Source organism: Neoroseomonas oryzicola (genome assembly GCF_012163135.1).
Lineage (GTDB): Bacteria > Pseudomonadota > Alphaproteobacteria > Acetobacterales > Acetobacteraceae > Neoroseomonas > Neoroseomonas oryzicola.
The window spans coordinates 509,114-527,088 of sequence record NZ_JAAVUP010000003.1; the positions used below are offsets into that span (position 1 = coordinate 509,114).

The 17,975-nt window shown below is 72.4% G+C and carries 21 protein-coding genes; 9 read left to right on the forward strand and 12 right to left on the reverse strand.

What is annotated here, in order from left to right; genetic code table 11:
• Positions 1-130 precede the first annotated feature (130 nt).
• From GWK15_RS13940 to GWK15_RS13950, 3 genes are all read right to left on the reverse strand, one after another.
• The gene (locus GWK15_RS13940) at positions 131-490 is read right to left on the reverse strand and encodes a Rieske (2Fe-2S) protein (RefSeq protein WP_338147250.1); all 360 of its coding nucleotides are present in this window, start codon (positions 488-490) and stop codon (positions 131-133) included.
• The gene (locus GWK15_RS13945; RefSeq protein WP_168041933.1) at positions 487-909 is read right to left on the reverse strand and encodes an EVE domain-containing protein; all 423 of its coding nucleotides are present in this window, start codon (positions 907-909) and stop codon (positions 487-489) included. The genes GWK15_RS13940 and GWK15_RS13945 overlap by 4 nt, the downstream gene beginning before the upstream one ends.
• A gap of 157 nt (positions 910-1,066) precedes the next feature.
• On the reverse strand, positions 1,067-1,348 hold the full coding sequence (locus GWK15_RS13950) for a YciI family protein (RefSeq protein ID WP_338147251.1): 282 nt from the start codon (positions 1,346-1,348) through the stop codon (positions 1,067-1,069).
• A 130-nt stretch (positions 1,349-1,478) separates the two neighbouring features.
• Here GWK15_RS13950 and GWK15_RS13955 point away from each other — a divergent pair, with 130 nt between their 5' ends.
• From GWK15_RS13955 to ccmI, 7 genes are all read left to right on the forward strand, one after another.
• A complete protein-coding gene (locus GWK15_RS13955; protein WP_245211668.1) occupies positions 1,479-2,270 on the forward strand; it encodes a heme ABC transporter permease in 792 nt (263 codons plus the stop codon).
• Complete coding sequence (ccmD, locus tag GWK15_RS13960; RefSeq protein ID WP_168041936.1) at positions 2,267-2,410, forward strand: heme exporter protein CcmD; 144 nt, start codon at positions 2,267-2,269, stop codon at positions 2,408-2,410. Before GWK15_RS13955 ends, ccmD begins: the two co-directional genes overlap by 4 nt.
• Before the next feature lie 50 nt (positions 2,411-2,460).
• Complete coding sequence (ccmE, locus tag GWK15_RS13965; RefSeq protein ID WP_168041937.1) at positions 2,461-2,976, forward strand: cytochrome c maturation protein CcmE; 516 nt, start codon at positions 2,461-2,463, stop codon at positions 2,974-2,976.
• A gap of 265 nt (positions 2,977-3,241) precedes the next feature.
• A complete protein-coding gene (locus tag GWK15_RS13970; RefSeq protein ID WP_168041938.1) occupies positions 3,242-5,200 on the forward strand; it encodes a heme lyase CcmF/NrfE family subunit in 1,959 nt (652 codons plus the stop codon).
• Positions 5,197-5,781, forward strand: coding sequence for a DsbE family thiol:disulfide interchange protein (locus GWK15_RS13975; RefSeq protein ID WP_168041939.1), 585 nt, complete (start codon positions 5,197-5,199; stop codon positions 5,779-5,781). The genes GWK15_RS13970 and GWK15_RS13975 overlap by 4 nt, the downstream gene beginning before the upstream one ends.
• Positions 5,782-6,044: 263 nt before the next feature.
• Positions 6,045-6,476: a cytochrome c-type biogenesis protein gene (locus GWK15_RS13980; protein WP_338147252.1), complete on the forward strand. Its 432-nt coding sequence runs from the start codon at positions 6,045-6,047 to the stop codon at positions 6,474-6,476.
• Between the two features lie 5 nt (positions 6,477-6,481).
• Entirely contained in the window at positions 6,482-7,291 is an 810-nt protein-coding gene (gene ccmI / locus GWK15_RS13985; protein WP_168041940.1) for a c-type cytochrome biogenesis protein CcmI, read from the forward strand.
• Here the strand turns inward: ccmI and GWK15_RS13990 are convergent.
• The 5 genes from GWK15_RS13990 to GWK15_RS14010 all read right to left on the reverse strand — a co-directional run bounded on the left by GWK15_RS13990 (position 7,278) and on the right by GWK15_RS14010 (position 11,170).
• Positions 7,278-7,988: a lipase family protein gene (locus GWK15_RS13990; RefSeq protein ID WP_168041941.1), complete on the reverse strand. Its 711-nt coding sequence runs from the start codon at positions 7,986-7,988 to the stop codon at positions 7,278-7,280. The two genes, ccmI and GWK15_RS13990, sit on opposite strands and share 14 nt — an antisense overlap.
• 117 nt (positions 7,989-8,105) lie before the next feature.
• On the reverse strand, positions 8,106-8,762 hold the full coding sequence (locus GWK15_RS13995; protein WP_168041942.1) for a hypothetical protein: 657 nt from the start codon (positions 8,760-8,762) through the stop codon (positions 8,106-8,108).
• 11 nt (positions 8,763-8,773) lie between these two features.
• Positions 8,774-9,370 (reverse strand): protein-S-isoprenylcysteine O-methyltransferase, encoded by a 597-nt coding sequence (locus tag GWK15_RS14000; RefSeq protein WP_168041943.1) that lies wholly within the window; start codon positions 9,368-9,370, stop codon positions 8,774-8,776.
• Positions 9,367-10,530, reverse strand: coding sequence for a hypothetical protein (locus GWK15_RS14005; RefSeq protein ID WP_168041944.1), 1,164 nt, complete (start codon positions 10,528-10,530; stop codon positions 9,367-9,369). The genes GWK15_RS14000 and GWK15_RS14005 overlap by 4 nt, the downstream gene beginning before the upstream one ends.
• 148 nt (positions 10,531-10,678) lie before the next feature.
• Positions 10,679-11,170 carry a TlpA family protein disulfide reductase gene (locus GWK15_RS14010; protein WP_245211631.1) on the reverse strand — a complete coding sequence of 164 codons (492 nt, stop codon included), beginning with the start codon at positions 11,168-11,170 and terminating at the stop codon, positions 10,679-10,681.
• A gap of 125 nt (positions 11,171-11,295) precedes the next feature.
• On the opposite strand from GWK15_RS14010, the gene argH reads away from it, so the two are divergent.
• On the forward strand, positions 11,296-12,684 hold the full coding sequence (gene argH, locus GWK15_RS14015) for an argininosuccinate lyase (protein WP_168041945.1): 1,389 nt from the start codon (positions 11,296-11,298) through the stop codon (positions 12,682-12,684).
• Positions 12,681-12,893: a hypothetical protein gene (locus GWK15_RS14020; protein ID WP_168041488.1), complete on the forward strand. Its 213-nt coding sequence runs from the start codon at positions 12,681-12,683 to the stop codon at positions 12,891-12,893. Before argH ends, GWK15_RS14020 begins: the two co-directional genes overlap by 4 nt.
• 93 nt (positions 12,894-12,986) lie before the next feature.
• On the opposite strand, the gene GWK15_RS14025 is transcribed toward GWK15_RS14020, so the two are convergent.
• The 4 genes from GWK15_RS14025 to recR are packed head-to-tail and all read right to left on the reverse strand — an operon-like array spanning position 12,987 to position 17,960.
• Positions 12,987-13,895, reverse strand: coding sequence for a protein-L-isoaspartate O-methyltransferase family protein (locus GWK15_RS14025; RefSeq protein ID WP_168041946.1), 909 nt, complete (start codon positions 13,893-13,895; stop codon positions 12,987-12,989).
• A complete protein-coding gene (locus GWK15_RS14030; RefSeq protein ID WP_168041947.1) occupies positions 13,892-16,267 on the reverse strand; it encodes a hypothetical protein in 2,376 nt (791 codons plus the stop codon). Before GWK15_RS14030 ends, GWK15_RS14025 begins: the two co-directional genes overlap by 4 nt.
• Positions 16,267-17,364 (reverse strand): alpha/beta fold hydrolase, encoded by a 1,098-nt coding sequence (locus tag GWK15_RS14035; protein WP_338147253.1) that lies wholly within the window; start codon positions 17,362-17,364, stop codon positions 16,267-16,269. Before GWK15_RS14035 ends, GWK15_RS14030 begins: the two co-directional genes overlap by 1 nt.
• Entirely contained in the window at positions 17,364-17,960 is a 597-nt protein-coding gene (gene recR / locus GWK15_RS14040; RefSeq protein WP_168041949.1) for a recombination mediator RecR, read from the reverse strand. The genes GWK15_RS14035 and recR overlap by 1 nt, the downstream gene beginning before the upstream one ends.
• Between the last annotated feature and the right edge of the window lie 15 nt (positions 17,961-17,975).

The following is a 17,975-nucleotide window of genomic DNA, read 5'->3' on the forward strand; positions in this document are numbered from 1 at the left end:
AGCGGTGGCGGAGAGAGGATTGCGCGCCTTGCGCGCTGGCGGCACCGGCCCGCTCCCCCACCCGGCCACCCAACGACAGTATCCTGGATGGGTGGCCGGATGGGGGAGCGGGCCGGTGCCGCGCAAACCATCAGAGCCCCGCATCCTCCGGCACCAGCACCCGTCCTTCCGCATCGACGCGGTGGGGCACTGCCTCGAGCGATTCTCCGTAGCAGGGCCCGCTCGTGCAGAAGCCGTCCTCGATGCGGAAGCGCGCGCCATGCGTCGAGCAGACGATGTTCTGCTTCTTCGTATCGAGGAACCGGTCGGGCACCGGGTCGAGCGGCACGCCGATATGCGGGCAGGAATTGACGTAGACCCAGACGCGGTCCCCGCGCCGCACCGCGAACAGGCCGGTGAAGGCCCCGGGTGCGGCCGGGAAGCCCTTGGACTGGCCGTCGGGAATGTCCTCGAGCGCGCAGAGCACGCGCTCGGCCACCTGCTGCTTCACTTGCCCTTCCATCCGCCCATCTTCGCCAGGACCTTCCAGTGCTCCGGCGAGATCGGCATCACCGACAGGCGCGACATGCGCACCAGCGCGATGCCCTCGAGCTTCGGTTCCGCCTTGATCTCGGCGAGCGTCACCGGCTTCGGCACCGGGCCGACCGCCTTCATGTCGACGCAGACCCAGGGGCTGCCGGGGTCGGCGCTGGGGTCCGGATAGGCTTCCCGCACCACCTCGACCACGCCGACGATCTCCTTGCCGATGTTCGAATGGTAGAAGAAGGCGCGATCGCCCTTCTTCATCGCGGCCAGGTTCGCCTTGGCCATGTGGTTGCGCACGCCCGTCCAGGGCTCCACGCCGTTCGCCATCTGCTGGTCCCAGGAGAAGGCGTCGGGCTCGGACTTCACCAGCCAGTAGTTGGTCATTCTGTTTGTCCCTCAGACGGCGGGCGGCGGCCATCCGGCCGCCTTGCCTTCGCGCCCTGTGATGTCGTGTCGGCGACCATGGCCGGTCTGGGCGCGGTCGCGCTGTGCGCTCCCGGCCTGCCTTCGGCAGGCCGCCCGTGGGTGGCGGTGGCGGCGGTCACTCCGCCTTGGCCCCGTCCTTGAAGACGATCCGGTAGGGGTTGATCGATACGCGGCCGAAGCAGCCCGCCTTGGCGAAGGGGTCACCCTCGGTCAGGGCCTCGACCGCGGCGCGGTCCGGCGCCTCGATCACCCGGACGGATCCGATGGAGTTCCCCTCCCCGTCCATGATCGGCCCGGCGAGGACCAGCATCTCCCGGTGTTTCTCGAGCCATTCGATATGCGCCGCCCGCACGGCGCGGCGCGTCGCACCCATGCCCGGCTTGTCCTCGATGGTCACGGCAAACAGCATTCCCACCCCCTGCGGCCCCGGCAGGGGGGCATCGCGATCCCCCGCCGACGTAACGCTGCCCGCGCATGGCTTCAATAACCCGCGCCTTTCCCTTAATTGGTGGGTCGTGGATGGACGCCTGACCGCCGGCACCGGAGCCACCGCCGACCGGCCGAACCCCGGGGGGCGGAGCCTCCATCGTTTTGCCAACCCCGGCCGCTTCCTGCGGGCGACGGGGCGGCTCATGCCCATCCTCTGGGCCGCCGCCCTGCTGGTCCTCGGCGTCGGGCTGGTCTGGGGGCTCGTGCTTTCCCCGGCCGACTGGCAGCAGGGCGAGACGGTCCGCATCATGTACGTCCACGTCCCGATGGCCTGGCTGGCCATGGGCGGGTACACCGGCCTCGCCGTCCTGTCCGTCATGTCGCTGATCTGGCGGCATCCGCTGGCGGACCTCACCGCACGCGAACTCTCCCCGGTCGGCGCCGCCGTCACGGCGCTGTGCCTGGCCACCGGCAGCCTGTGGGGCAAGCCGATGTGGGGCACCTGGTGGGTGTGGGACGCGCGCCTGACCTCGGTCCTGGTGCTGTTCTTCCTCTGGCTCGGCCACGCCTCGCTCGTGCGGTCCTTCGACGACCCCGAACGCGGCGCGCGGGCCGGCGCCATCCTCGCCCTGGTCGGCTTCGTGAACGTGCCGATCGTGAAGTTCTCGGTCGACTGGTGGAACACGCTGCACCAGCCGGCCTCGGTCACGCGGCTCAACGCGCCGGGGATGCATGTCGACATCCTCTATCCGCTGCTGGTCTGCGCGCTCGGCTTCACGCTGCTGTTTGCCGCCGTGGTGCTCGCCCGAACCCGCGCGGCGGTGATGGAACGCCGCGTCCGCGCCCTGCAGCTCGCCCGCGCGCGGCGCGAGGAAGGGGCCGCTGCATGACCCTGCACTGGTGGCACGTCGCGATCTCCTACGCGCTCACCCTCGCGGTCTTCGGCGGTCTCGCGATCGGCGCCGCGGCGCGCCACCGCGCCGCGAAGCGGCTGCTCGCGGAACTTGACCCGCGAGGGGACCGCCCATGACCTGCGCTGCGTCGACGCAGGGCGTCCAGGCCTTCGAGGCATAAGACCCCATGACCCGCAAGAAGCGCCGGCTGATGATCCTGCTCCTCGCAGGCCTCGGCCTCGGCACCGCCACCGCGCTGACGCTGACGGCATTCCAGGACAACCTGGTCTTCTTCCTCTCGCCCTCCGACGTGCTGGCCCAGCGGCCGCCCGGCGAACGCGCCTTCCGCCTCGGCGGCCTGGTCGAGGCCGGCAGCGTCGAACGCCACACCGGCACCGACGGACGCCCCGCCGCCACCTTTCGCGTCACCGACGGCCCCAGCGCCATCACCGTGACCTATTCCGGCGTCCTTCCCGACCTGTTCCGCGAAGGCCAGGGCGTCGTCACCCTCGGCAAGCTCCAGCCCGACGGGACCTTCCGCGCGAGCGAAGTCCTCGCCCGCCACGACGAAACCTACATGCCCCCGGAAGTCGCCGACGCCCTGCGCCGCGCCGGACACTGGAACCCCGCCCAAGGCGCCGCCCCACCCGCGGCATCCTGGAACACCGCCCCACGCCAGCCCGAAGGCCGGAGCGGGGGATGATGCGGGTGACGCCGGTGGGCGGTCGTCGCACCAGGGGGCTCTGCCCCCTGGACCCCCGCCGGGGAGCCGACAGGCTCCCCGGGCCCCTCCCTGAATGGGCTGGGGGGTGGGAGGGGCATGTCGCTCCTGTGGCGATACGCGCGCCCTTCGGCCCCTCCCGCCCCCCAGCCCATCGGAATCGAGGGTCCGGGAGGCTTTCGCCTCCCGGCAGGGGGTTCGGGGGGCTGGCCCCCCGTGCCACCGCCGCCCTCCGGAGCACCCCCGCATGATCCCCGAGCTCGGTCATTTCGCGCTGGCGCTGGCCTGTGTGCTGGCGGTGGTGCAGTCGGTGCTGCCGGTCGTGGGGGCCGAGCGGCGCGATGCGCGGTTGATGGGGACGGCGGGGCCCTTGGCCTTCGGGCAGCTGGTGGCGATCGGGACGGCGTTCGGCTGCCTGGCCTGGGCGTATCTGGTGAATGACACGACGGTGTCGAATGTCGTCGCCAACAGCCATTCGGCGAAGCCGCTGATCTACAAGTTCTCCGGCACCTGGGGGAACCATGAGGGGTCCATGGTGCTGTGGGTGCTGATCCTGTCGATCTGCGGGGCTGCGGTGGCGGCCTTCGGGCGCCATCTGCCGACGGCGCTGAAGGCGCGGGTGATCGGCGTGCTGGGCTGGGTGGCGGTCGGCTTCCTGCTGTTCATCCTGTTCACCTCGAACCCGTTCACGCGCGTCTGGCCGCCGCCGATGGACGGGCGCGGGCTCAATCCGGTGCTGCAGGATCCGGGTCTCGCGATGCATCCGCCGACGCTCTACTTCGGCTATGTCGGCTATGCCGTGACCTTCGCGTTTGCGCTGGCGGCACTGCTCGAAGGGCGCGTGGATGCGGCCTGGGGGCGCTGGGTGCGGCCCTGGGCGCTGGGTGCGTGGTGCTTCCTGACGGTCGGCATCACCATGGGATCCTGGTGGGCCTATTACGAGCTCGGCTGGGGCGGCTACTGGTTCTGGGACCCGGTGGAGAACGCCTCGCTGCTGCCCTGGCTCGCCGGCACGGCGCTGCTGCATTCCGCGATCGTGGTGGAGAAGCGCGACACGCTGAAGGTATGGTCGGTGCTGCTCGCGATCCTCGCCTTCGCGATGAGCCTGCTCGGCACCTTCCTGGTGCGCTCGGGCGTGCTGAATTCCGTGCATGCCTTCGCGAACGACCCGTCGCGCGGCATCTTCATCCTCGTGCTGCTGATGGTCTACGTCGCCGGTGCCTTCGCGCTGTTCGCCTGGCGCGCGCCGCGGCTGTCGCCCACCGGCATCTTCGCGCCGATCTCGCGCGAGGGCGCGCTGGTGCTGAACAACCTGCTGCTCTGCTCGATCGCGGCGGTGGTGCTGGCCGGCACGCTGTGGCCGATGTTCGCGGACATCCTGACCGGGGCGAAGATCTCGGTCGGGCCGCCCTTCTTCAACACGGCGACGGCGCCGCTCGCGATCCCGCTGGTGATCGCGATGCCCATCGGGGCGATGCTGCCGTGGAAGCGCGCGGATCTCTGGGCGGCGCTGCAGCGGTTGTGGTGGGCCGCGGTCGCCGCCCTGGCGATCGGCTTCGTGGCACTCGTCGTCGCGGGGTATCCGGTGTGGCCGGTGCTGGGCATGACGCTCGCCGCCTGGCTGGTGATCGGCGCGGCGGCGGACATCGCCGACCGCACCGGCCTGTTCCGCCGGCCCGCCCAGGCCTGGCGGCGCGCGCTCGCCCTGCCGCGCGCAGCCTGGGGTGCGGCCATCGCGCATGGCGCGGTCGGCATCAGCATCGCCGGCGTCGCCGGCATGGGTGTCGCGACCGACACGCTGGTGCAGCTCGAGCCCGGCCAGAGCACGCGCCTCGCCGGCTATGAATGGCGCATGGACGGGCTTTCCGACGTCACCGGCGCGAACTACCGCGCGCGCCGCGTCACCGTGACGGTGTTGCAGGACGGCAAGGTCGTGACGGTGCTGACCCCCGAGCGCCGCACCTTCATCGTCGACAACCAGACGACGGCCGAGGCCGCCATCCACACCAACGCGCTGCGCGACCTCTATGCCGTGCTCGGCGAGGAACGCGGCACCGCCGCGGTGCTCCGCCTGCACCACAACCCCTTCGCGCCCTGGATCTGGTTCGGCGGGCTCGCCATGGCCTTCGGGGGTATGCTCTCGCTCTCCGACCGCCGCATGCGCGTCGCGGCCCCCGCGCCCAAGGCCGCCACGGTCCCGGCATGAGCGAGACGCCCGCCACCCCGCCGCCCGCGCGCAGCCGCCGCTGGATGCTCTACGCGCCGCTCGGCCTCGCCGCCGCGGCCGGGGCCGGCTTCTGGGTCATGCTGCGCGGCCTGCAGACCGGCGAATACGATCCGCGCGGCGTGCCCTCCGCCCTGCTCGGCCGCCAACCGCCGGACTTCACCCTGCCGCCGCTCGGCACGCTGCCGCCGGTCACCGTGGCCGACCTGCGCCCGCCCCTGTCGGCGCCGATCCTGGTGAACTTCTGGGCGTCCTGGTGCGTGCCCTGCGTCGTCGAACACCCGCAGCTGATGCGCCTCACCCGCGACGGCGTGACGATCCTCGGCATCAACTACAAGGACCGGCCTGCCGACGCGCAGGCCTTCCTGCAACGCCACGGCAACCCGTTCCGCAAACTCGGCACCGACGAACCCGGCCGCGTCGCCATCGACTGGGGCCTCTACGGCGTGCCCGAAACCTACCTGATCGACCGCCAAGGCCTGATCCGCTGGCGCTTCGCCGGCCCGATCACGCCCGACGTCCTGGACAAGGACCTGCGGCCACTGCTGCGGAGATACGCGTGAGGATGGCGACGGGTGCCGGAGAGGGGCTTTGCCCCCCTCCGGACCTCCCCCCACCAGAGGCCGAAAGGCCTCTGGACACCATGAGATGGGCTGTCGGAGGGAGGGGCATGGCGCGCGCGCCGGGCCCTTCGGTTGCTCCGCGCCCCTTCCTCCGACAACCCATGTATCGGTTTCCAAAGGCCCTTAGGCCTTTGGCGGGTGGGGTTCCGGGGAGGGCAGGGCCCTCCCCGCTCCGCCGCATCCTCGGGTGCCTCCCGCTGCTGGTGGCCCTGGCCGGTCCGGCCTTTGGCGCGGTGGGCCGGCCGGAGGATCGCCTGGCGGATCCGGGGCTGGAGTCCCGGGCCGAGCAGATCGGGCGCGAGTTGCGGTGCATGGTCTGTCAGAACCAGTCGATCGAGGACAGCGATGCGGACCTGGCGCGCGACCTGCGGCGCATCGTGCGGGAGAGGGTGCAGGCGGGGGACGACGATGCGGCGGTGATGCGTTTCGTCCATGACCGCTATGGCGACTTCGTGTTGTTGCGTCCGCCCTTCAATCCGGTGACGGCGTTGTTGTGGGCGATGCCGGTGATCGCCTTCGGGGGTGGGCTGGCGGTGATCCTGACGCGCCGGCGGCGGGCGGGTGCGGTGGAGCCGCCGCCGCTGACCGAGGCGGAGCGGCGGCGTCTCGCGGAACTGGATGGCGGCGGCGCCTGAGGCTCATGGAAGATTTCATCATCTGGCTACCGCTGGTCCTGCTCGCGCTCGCGGCCTTGATGCCGCTGGCCGCCGCGCTGCTGCGCCCGCGCGCCGCGCGCGGCCGGCGGGAGGCCGACATGGCGCTGTATCGCGCGCAGCTGGCCGAGCTCGACCGCGAGAGGGAGGTCGGGCGGCTGGACGAGGCCGGCCACCGGGCCGCGACGCTCGAGGTGCAGCGCCGGCTGATCGCGGCGGCCGAGCAGACCGAGGGCGAGGCGCAGGCGGGGCGCGGGGCGATGGCCGCGCTGGTGCTGCTGCCGCTGATCGTGGCGGCGGGCGTCGGGCTGTATCTGCTGCGCGGCACGCCGGGGCTGCCCTCGGCGACCTATGCCATGCGCGCCGAGGTGCAGGAGCGCGACGAGAGGCTGCTCGCGACGCTGCGGGAGAGGCTGGCCGCGCTCGACCCGCGCAGCGAGCAGGCCTGGCAGGGCTATGTGCTGCTGGGCAATGCGGAGCGGGCGCGAGGCCGGCCGGAGGCGGCGATCGCCGCCTGGCGCACGGCGCTGGAGGCGCGCTTCGACCCCGGCCTCGCGGGAGAGGTCGCGGAGACCGAGATCGAGCGCAACGCCCCGGCCGCGGCGATGCCCTGGATCGAGCGCGGGCTGCGCGAGGCGCCGAACGACCCGCGGCTGCGGTTCCTGTTCGGGCTGGCGGAACTGCAGGCCGGCCGTCCGGAGGCCGCGCGGACGGCCTGGCAGGCGCTGTTGGCCGATACGCCGGCGGATGCGCCCTGGCGGGCGATGCTGACGCAGCGGCTGTCTAGCCTGCCCTGACGCGGCTGGCGGGCGGGCGCGGCGGCACGGGCAGGCGCGCCGCCCGCGCCGGCGGCGGTGGTGCCGTGATGAGCGGCGTGACGGCCGGGGGCGCGGCGGGGGCGGGGCGGATGCCCTCGATCATCGCCAGCACCTCGGCGTGCAGGTAGCGCGCCTTCTCGATCGAGAGGTGCGATTCGCCCTCGACCAGCCGGTTCTCGATGGTGCCGTCGAAGCCGGCGGCGGGTTCGACCTTGCGGCTCAGCGGGTCGCGTTCCTGGTAGAAGTTCACCACGCGCTTCGGCCCGCGCGGCGCGGTGCCGACCACGGTGGGATCGAAGGTGATGACGAGGTCGACGGGCACGTTCCCTGCGCCGAGCATCCCGCCCATCCGCAGCACTTCATCGGCGCCGAAGGAATGGCCGATCAGCACCAGCGGGCGCGGCAGGGTGCCGGCGTTGACCGCGGCGACGGTCTCCTCGACCAGGCGGCGGCCCTCGACGTGGTTGTGGACGCTGGCGTCGTAGTCGGCCTGGCGCAGTTCGGCCGTCATGACGTTGAGCCCGGTCGAGAACATGTTGGCCAGGCCGCGCACCAGGATGACGCGCCCCTTCGGCGGCCCGGCGAGCGGGGCGAGCCGCGTCGGCCCGCAGGCGCCGAGGAGCAGGAGGCCCGCCAGCGCGGCGCGCCGGGGCAGGATGGGGGACGGGGCGGTCATGCGAATCGTAAAGCGGAACGGGCCGTCTGGTTGCCTGGGTGCGATGGCGGGATCGTGGCGGCAATCGCGCCTTCGGACGCCGGGCGCGCCGCAGGCGGGCGTCCGTCGCCCGCGGGATCAGGTTGCCGGGCGCCGCTGTCGCGGGGCCGGCAGGCCGAGGCGGGTGCGCTGCTGTTCGAGCAGCGCGAAGACCTGGCGGTGCAGTTCCGGGTCCTTGTCGATGGTGAAGTGGTTGTCGCCCGACACTGCCCGGTTTTCGAGCACCCCGGTGAAGCCGGGTTCGGCGGTCAGGCCGCGGCCCCAGACGCCGGTGGTCTGGTAGTAGTTGCGCACGAAGGCGGGCCCCGGCGGCACGGTGCCGACCAGCACCGGGTCGAAGGTGACGAGCAGGTCGGCGATCTGCGCCGCCTGGCCGACCCGCGCGGCGAGGCGGATGCCGTCATCGGCGCCGAGCGAATGGCCGATCACCGCGAAGGGGCGCGGCACCTGCCCGGCGCGGGCGCGCGCCAGCGTCTCCTCCGCCTCGTCCCGCCAGTCGAGGTGGTTGTGCACCGTGGCGTCGTAGCCCGCCGCGCGCAGCCGTTCCTCGAGTTCGTCCATCCCGGTGGAGAAGACGTTGGCGAGGCCGCGCAGCAGCAGCACGCGGCCGAGCGGCGGTCCCGGCAGGGGGTCGTCCTCGTCGCCCAGGGCGCAGCCGCCGATGGCGAGCCCGGCCAGGCCCGACAGCATGCCACGCCGCGGCAACAGCCGGCCCTGAGGCCCGATCCCCCGCATCCGGCTTTCCCTCATTTCGAGCCCCGCCGCGCGAAGGGCATCACGCGGGGCGTCCGCGCGGCATAGGCGTCCCAGTCGGCGCCGAAGGTCGCGCGCATCAGCGCTTCCTCCCGCCCGACGCGGAACAGATACAGCGTGCCGAAGCCCACGATCCCGGCGAAGCCCGCGACCCAGTTCTGCAACGTCAGCGCCTGCGCGATCGCCCACATCCAGAAGGCCGTGTACATGGGGTGGCGCACGAAGCGGTAGACGCCGGCGGTGACAAGCGCGTGCTCCTCCCGCACCTTCAGCGTGACCGACCAGTTGCGGCCCAGCGCCTTGTGCGTCGCGTAGAACAGGCCGAGCGACGCGACGAACAGCATCAGGCCGAGCACCGCGCGGAGCGGCGAGAAATCCTGGTTCAGCGACCGCGGGAAGCCGCTGACGATATAGATGAACGGGATGACGCCGAGCCCGGTGAAGGAGACCGCGAGCAACAGCTTCTCCTGCACGTCCATCGCGTCATGGGTGATGACGTTGCGCTTCGTCTTGCGCTCGAAGGGCCGGCGGATCACCCACCAGGCGACCATGCACAGGCCGTGCAGCAGCTTCGCGATCAGCGGCGTCACGCGGCTGCCGCCCCGGCCGTCGCGGTGGCCAGCGCGCCATCGGCGCCGAGCAGCCGGTCCGGCGCCGCGTCGCGTCCGACCGCGCCCGGCCCGCAGGCGATCATTCCCCAGTCGTAGAAATACCGACGCATGTTTCCCGTCACGTAGATGCGGTGGGCGCGCAGCATGGATCGCCGCACGCGGCGCCAGGCCGGCGCGTCGAGCATGGCGCGCGGATGGATGCGTTCCATGTGCGGCCCGCGCCCGGCAAGGCCCAGCACGGCCACCGGATCGGCGCGGTGGAAGGACACCAGGTCCCGCCGCGAGGTGTATTCGAGCCAGGCGAGCCCCGGCGCGGCGGCGATGCGCGCGACCGCCGCGCGCAGGCCCGTCGCCTCGGGCATCAGGGCGATCTTGAGCAGCGAGGACCCGAGCCCGACGAGGGCGAGCCGCGGCGCCGGGCGCGGCGGGGCCGGTTCCGCCGCGAGCGAGGCCGCCAGCGCCTCGGCCAGCAGCACCATCCCCAGGCTGTGGCCGCTGAGGACCACCTCCTCGGCGTCGCGGCGGTGGCGGGCGGCGGTGATCTCGGCGGCGAAGCGGCCGATGCGCGCGGCGATGTCCGGGCGCGTCCCGCGCGCGAGGTCGCGGGCGAAGACCCAGTCGGCCAGCAGGTGCCCCAGATGGGCCCGCCGGTTCGCCAGAAGCACCAGCCCCGCCGCCACGGAGGCGCCGGCCGCGAGCCCCACCCAGCCGCCGACCAGCGCGGCCGCGAGGACGCCCCCCAGTACCGCGCCGAGCAACATCGCCACCGGCAGGGCGACGAACATCAGGTAGCGCCAATGCGCCCGGCCGTAGCGCCCCAGCGTCCCGTCCAGCAGCAGCGCCCAGAGCGCGATCAGCCCGCCGCCGATCCGCGCGGGCAACGGCACGGCGAGGTCCCGCGCGATGAGGTCATGCCAGTCGAGGATGCGGATCTCGGCCTCGGTCTCCCAGTCCGGCCCGACGAGACGGGCGGGGAAGGCGAGCACCACCCCGTCCGCCGAGGCGGTGGCGGGCCCGGTCACGCCCCGCAGGCCCCAGCAGGTGGCGGTACGCCCGACGGTGCGCGCCAGCCGTCGCGCCTGGGCGGCGGCGTCGAGAGGCTCGTAGCCCGGGACGTGCAGCACGAGGCGCCGGCGCACGGGCAAGGGAGGGGTCGGGGGCGCGCTGGTCATCCTGGTCGGCCCCGATTTCGCGACCAGCAGGCTTCTGTCAACGTGTTTCGCGTCGCCGGCCATCCGGCGCGGGGGTGCGCCGCCCGTTCAACGCCCCGCGAGGCGGCGGGTTGCCTCAGGCCCCGCGCAGCGGTTCGGCCGGCCCGCGCGCCGTCAGCCGCCGGATGAGCGCGAGGAACTCCGGCGCGTCCCAGGCCGCGTCGCCCTCGAGCCGCGCGCGTTCCCGCCCGCCGCGGTCCACGATCACGGTCGTGGGAAGTCCCCGCGCGCCGAGGGCCCGCGCCGCCGCCCCGCGGGGGTCCAGCCAGACGCCCAGGTTCCTGACCTGAGTCCGTTCGTAGAAGGCCTGCACCACCGGCGCCCCGCCGCGATCCGAGGAGAGCGGCAGGATATCGATGTTTTCCCGCGCCAGGGCGGCGGCCAGGCGGTCGAGCGCCGGCATCTCCGCCACGCAGGGCGGGCACCAGGTCGCCCAGAGGTTGATGACCACCCCTCGTCCGGCGAAATCCGCCATGGTCTTGGACCGGCCCTCGGCGTCGGTGAAGGCGAGGTCGGGTAGCGCCGCCTCGTTCTCCCGCAACCGGTTCATGCCGTGGGGGGCGGCCATGGCTGGACGGGCCGGAAGCCCCGCCTGTATCAGGGTCGCCGCCGCCAGCGCCGGGGCGGCCATGAGGACGGAACGGCGCGTCGGAACCAGCACGAAAGACACCCCCCCAAGGTGAGCACAAGCACGTGAGCAGCAACGCCAATCGGCAATGGGGCGGACGCTTCGCGGAAGGCCCCTCCGCCATCATGGAAGCGATCAATGCCTCGATCGGCTTCGACCGCAAGATGTGGCGCCAGGACATCCGCGGCTCGCTCGCCCATGCCGCGATGCTGAAGCATGTGGGGATCATCTCCGCCGATGACGAGGAGGCGATCCGCCGGGGGCTGACCGACATCGCCGCCCGGATCGAGAAGGGCGACTTCCCCTTCGACGAGGCGCTCGAGGACATCCACATGAACGTGGAGGCCCGGCTGTCCGCGGTGATCGGCGACGCCGGCAAGCGCCTGCACACCGGGCGGTCACGCAACGACCAGGTCGCGCTCGACGTGCGGCTGTGGGTGCGGGACGCGATCGACGGGCTGTCGGGGCAGATCGAGGACGTGATGCGCGCCCTCGTCGCGCGGGCCGAGGAACATGCCGGCACGGTGATGCCGGGCTTCACCCATCTGCAGCCGGCCCAGCCGGTCACGCTGGGCCATCACTTCCTCGCCTATGTCGAGATGCTCTCGCGCGACCTGTCGCGGCTGCGCGATTGCCGCGCGCGCATGAACGAATGCCCGCTGGGCGCGGCCGCCCTGGCCGGCACGGGCTTCCCGATCGACCGGCACATGACGGCCAAGGCGCTCGGCTTCGACGGGCCGACGCGCAACAGCCTCGATTCCGTGGCGTCGCGCGATTTCGCGGCCGAGTTCCTCTTTGCCTGCTCGATGTGCGCGACGCACCTCTCGCGCCTGGCCGAGGAGATCGTGATCTGGACGAACCCCTATTTCGGGTTCGTGAAGCTGTCGGATTCCTTCACCACCGGCAGTTCGATCATGCCGCAGAAGCGCAACCCGGACGCGGCGGAGCTGGTGCGTGGCAAGACCGGGCGCGTGGTCGGCGCGCTGGTCGGGCTGCTGACGGTGATGAAGGGCCTGGCGCTGACCTATTTCAAGGACATGCAGGAGGACAAGGAAGGCGTCTTCGACGCCGCCGAGACCATGACGCTGGTGCTCGCCGCCGTCGCCGGCATGGTGCGCGACCTGAAGCCGGATGTCGGGCGGCTCGCCGCCGCAGCGGGCGCGGGCTTCTCGACGGCGACCGACCTTGCCGACTGGCTGGTGCGCGAACTGAAGATGCCCTTCCGCGATGCGCACCACGTCACCGGCGCGCTGGTGGCGAAGGCCGAGGGCCTCGGCGTCGACCTCGCGGGCCTCACCATCGAGGAGATGCGCGAGGCCGAGCCGCGCATCCACGAAGGCGTCTACGACGTGCTGTCGGTCGCGGCCTCGGTGCGGTCGCGCACCTCCTATGGCGGGACGGCGCCGGCCAATGTCGCGGCCATGGCGGCGGAGTGGAAGGCGAAGCTCGCATGAGCCGCGCCGCGCTCGCCGTGCTGGGCCTGGTGCTGCTGGCGGCGGCCTGCGGCAAGGTCGGCCCGGTGCGCGCGCCGGGCCCGCAGGAGGCCATCACCTACCCGCGCCAGTATCCGGCGCCGGAGCGCCGGCCGGACGGCACGCTGGCGCCGGCGACGACGCCGAGCGCCGGCCCGACCGCGATGCCGACGATGGTGACGCCGCGGTGACCCCGTTGGAGTCCGGCACCAGGTGACGGTGTCCAGAGGCCTTTCGGCCTCTGGCGGGGTGGTCCGGAGGGGCGGCGCCCCTCCGGTTCCGCCTCAATCCGTCGAGGCGGGTGCCGCGGGTGCCGCGGGCTCGGGGTTCGGCGCCCCCGCCGGCCGCGGCCGGTTCATCATCGCGCCCGTCATCGGGATGAAGTAGACGCCGACATCCTTGCGGCTGCGCACGCGCCCGTCCTCGTCCTTCGTGTAGATGTAGAGGAACTGCCCCCGCCTGAACGGCTGCCCGATCGGGATCACGAGCCGCCCGCCGGGCTTGAGCTGCTGGATCAGCGCCGGCGGCACGTATTGCGCGGCGCAGGTCACGATGATGGTGTCGAAGCCGCCCTGCACCTCGGGCCAGCCGAAGAAGCCGTCGCCGACGCGCGTCTCGACATTGCTGTAGCCGAGGGGGGCGAAGATCCGCTGCACGGCGCTGCCGAGCGGGTTGATGATCTCGATCGAGTACTGCTTCGCGACGATGCGCGACAGCAGCGCCGACTGGTAGCCCGACCCGGTGCCGATCTCGAGCACCACATGCTCGGGCTTCGGCGCGCAGGCCTGGGTCATGTAGGCCTGGCCGAGATAGTCCGACAGCGCCGAGCCGTAGCCGAGGCCCCAGGGCTTCGGATCGGCCTCATAGGCGTTGGAGGCGCCGTTGGCGCGGCCTTCGTAGTTCCAGTGGAAGTATTCGCGCGGCAGCGTCTCGAAGGCGCGGAGCACGGCGGGGTCGGCTTCGCCGTTGAAGCGGGCCTTGAGGTAGGATTCGATCCGCCGCATCGCCGCCGGCTTGCGCGCCTGGATGGCGGCGAAGTTCTGCTCGGAGATGGTGGTCTCGCGGCCCGAGGCGCGCATCGCGGCCAGGTAGGCCTCGCGCGTCCAGGCAGTGCTCCCCTGCGCGCGCGCGATCGGCGGTGCCGCCAGCGCGCCGAGCGCGCCAAGCAGCAGGGGACGGCGGGAGAGCGTCATGGGCGTTCCTTGGGCCAGGCGATTCCAGCGCCAAGGTAACAAACGATTGCCGCCGCCAACAGCCAGGACAGGCCCGCCCCGTGACCTAACAGATTCGCGAGCGGCGTCGCGACCACCGAGAAGGCCCCGTTCAGCGCCCAGGCCCAGGGCAGCAGCCCGGCCCCCTCCTTCTGGAAGCGATCGAGACCGAGCGGGAAGGGGAAGCCCAACGCAAGGGAGATCGGCGCCAGCGCGACCACCAGCAGCGCCGCGCGGACCGCCCAGGGCCAGTCGAGCGCGGCCAGCACCGCCCCGCGCACCCCGAACAGCGCCAGCAGCGCGCAGCCGACCGAGACCAGCACTGCGATGCGCAGCGCCCGGCCATGCGCCGCGACGCGCCCCGCCCACATCGCCCCGATGCCCGAGAAGACGAGCATCGTCGTCAGCACCAGCGCGAAGCCCGAGGTGCGATCGCCGAGCAGCAGCGCGGCGTGTTCGATGAAGGCGATCTCGATCAGCAGGAACCCGAGGCCAAGCGCCGGGAAATAGACCAGCGCGCGGCCGAGGACCGGCAGCGGCACCCGCAGCGCCCCGCGCGCGAGCAGCGGCAGGAGCGAGACCACCAGCGCGAGGATGATCGCCTGCGCCAGCACCGCGACATTCACCAGCAGGCCGATTTCCTGCTGCGGCAGGATCTCGATCCGCGCCAGCGCCGCACCGAGCGAGGGCAGCCGCACCAGCGGCGACAGCCAGGGCCGGTCGGCGGTGACGGGGGAACGGTCGAAGGCATCCTCGGGCGGCGTGCCGGCGAGGACCAGCGCGGCTTCCCGCGCGACGGCGTCCTGCGCGTCGCCGCCCTGCTCCACCGTGTTCGATTCCAGCGAGACCGGCGGCAGGTCGTTCCAGACTTCCCGCCCTTCCGTGGGCAGGCCCGGTGCGTAGGAGAGGTCGAAGGAGCGTTCCGCCGCGAAGGCGGACAGGCGCTCGACGCGCGCGGCGTCGAAGGGCTCGCGCGCGATCAGCACGCGCAAATTCCACGCGCTGCGGATCACCGCGACATGCTGCGCGGGCTCCGCCACGCCGGCGATCCGCAGCGCCTCGCGCGCCGTCGACAGCACGCGCACCGCATAGACCGGCAATTCGCGGATGCCGACGGGAACCGAGATCATCCCGCCCGGCTCGAGCCGCGCGAGGAAGCCCGCCAGCGCCTCGGCCGTGTAGACGTTGCGGTTCTGGTCGTCGGCACCGAGAAAATCCCCCGCCACATCCACCAGGTCATAGCGCCCCGTCGCGGTCAGCGGATGCGCCGCGGAGACTGTCACGCGCGCATCGGCCGCGAGCGGCTGCACCGGCCCGAGGCCCTGCGTCAGCGCCTGGCGCAGCAGCGGCTCGGGCTCGATCACCGTGACATGCGCGGCGCCAAGCTGCAGCACCTCCGCCGCCCGGAAGCCGCCCGCGCCGCCGAGCACCAGCACGCGCGGCCCCTCGATCAGCGCATAGGGCGCGGCATCGAGCGCCGCCGACGCGTGCGCAGCCTCCGGCGCGCCCATCGGCAGCGCGGCGATGCGTGACCCATCGCGATACAGCCCGAAGGACCGCGGCGGCGCCGGCACGCCCATCGTGCCCGCGTTGTTCGAGACATCCACGTCCAGCCGCTCGGTGAAGTTGTCGAGCAGCTGGTAGACGCCGCGCGGCGAGAGCACCTCCGCCACCACGCGGCTGTCCGGCACGTTCAGCGGCGCGTAGATCGGCTTGAACTCGTTCACCCGCGGCGCGGCGAAACCCAGCACCGCCGCCTCGGTCCCCGCCAGCACCACCAGCGCCGCGATGCGCCAGCGCGTCCCGCCCGAGATCATCGCCGCCACCGCCAGCAGCGGCAGCAGCGCCGGCACCAGCGCAAACGGATGCAGCACGAACATCAGCACCAGCGCGAGCACCGCCCCCGTGCCCGCGCCGAGCAGGTCATAGCCGTAGACCCGCCCGACCTCGCCGGCATGCACGACGAAGTTCAGCGACACGGCCAGGCCCGCGAGGAAGAAGAACGGAAACAACGCCGCGTAATACAGCGCGATGTTCACCAGCTGCGCCTCGGCCGTCGACGGGTTCTGCAGCTCGAGCGGATTGAACCCGTTCAGCGTCGCGCCGATCCAGCCCGCCCCACCCACCGCCAGCATCGCCACCGGCAATCCCGGCAGCAGCAACCGCGCATGGCGCAGGAAGGCCTCCCGCCCCAACACCATCACCACGCCCGAGACGGCGAACCCCGTCATCGCGATCGAGATGACCCAGTAGCCATACTCGGACCAGCTCGCGACGGCGAAGAAGCGGGTGAGCGCGATCTCCACGCCGACGGCCGCGCCGGCGATCAGGAACAGCGGAAACAAGGATTGCATCAGGCCCAGGCCGCCTTGCGTGCGAGGAAATCTTCCATGGACGCATTGAAGCGCGCCGCCTCGTCCACGAACAGCGCATGGCCGGCGCCGTCGAAGACCTCGACCGTCGGCTGCGGATGCCGCTGCGCAACCAGCTCCGCCTGGTTCCGCAGCCGCGGCGTCACCGCGTAATAGACCGGCCGCCGCACGGCATAGAGACTTTCGCGCCAGAACTCCCGCGGCCTGGGATACGACAGCAGCCGGATCGAAGCCTCCACCGGCATGCGCTGCGCCTGGCGCGAGATCTCATCGAGATACGCCTCGTCCTGCGGCGTCTTGTACATTCCCCGCACGAAGCCCCGCACCGTCTGGTCCCGGCGCTGGCGCAGGTTGGCGAAGAAGGTCGAGGGCCGCGTCCGCGCCGGCGGCGGCGTGCCCTCACCCACCGAATTGTCGATCAGCACCAGCCCCGCGAGCCGCCCATCCCCGGCCATATCCACATAGGACAGCGCATCCAGCACTCCGAGCGACCAGCCCGCGAGCACGACACGCCCCCCGCCCAGATGCGCCAACAGGTCCCGGATATCCTGCCCCCGCCGCGTCGGCTCATACCCCCCGCGCGGCACCTCGCTCTGCCCCTGGCCACGCGGGTCGAGCGACACCACCCGCCACCGCCGCGACAAGACCTCGATCTGCGGCTCGAAAATCCGCGCCGGCATGCACCACCCCGGCACGAACACCACCATCCGCCCCGAACCGGCCTCCAGATACCGCAACCGCACCCCGTCACTCGTCGTGAACCAACGCGCGACCTCGGCCGCGCGCACGGCAGGCGCGGCGAGGACACAGGCGGCGGCGATCAGGGCGAGGCGGCGCGGGATGGGGGATGGCGCGACGCGGGAGGGCTCTGCCCTCCCGCACCCACCCGCCAAATGCCTAAGGGCCTCTGGACACCATGAATTGGGCGGTTGGAGGGAGGGGCTCCGCGGCACCGCCGGGCCAAGCGGTCGCTCCGAGCCCCTCCCTCCAACCGCCCAAGTATCGGGTTCCAAGGGCCTTTCGGCCCTTGGCAGGGGGTGCAGGGGGGCGGCGCCCCCCTGCGGCACAACCTTCCCCATCACAGCGGCCGCCGTGCCTTGAACGCTGCCGCCAGCGTGCCGTCGTCGAGCACGTCGAGGGCGCCGCCGATGGGCACGCCTTGGGCCAGTCGGGTGACGGTGGTGCCGGTCGGTTTCAGGCGGTCGGTCAGGTAGTGGGCGGTGGTGGCGCCGTCGACGGTGGCGGGCAGGGCGAGGATCACTTCCTCGACGTGTTCGGCTTCGATGCGGCGGAGCAGGGGGGTGATGGAGAGGTCGTCGGGGCCGGTGCCGCCGAGGGCCGAGAGCAGGCCGCCGAGCACGTGGTAGGTGCCGCGGTGCGCGTGCGCACGTTCGAGGGCCCAGAGGTCCGCCACGCCTTCGACGACGCAGACGAGTTTGTGGTCGCGGTGGCGGTCGGCGCAGATCGCGCAGGGGGAATGGGCGTCGAGGTTGCCGCAGGTCTCGCAGGGGCGGACGGCTTCGGCGGCGGCGGTCAGCGCGTCCGCGAGCGGCAGCATGCGTTCGGCCGGGTCCATCAGCATCCGCAGCACGGCGCGGCGCGCGCTGCGCCGGCCGAGGCCGGGCAGGCGGGACAGCAGCGTGATCAGGTGCTCGATGGGGTCGTTCGGGATCATCGCGGTCGCGCGTTC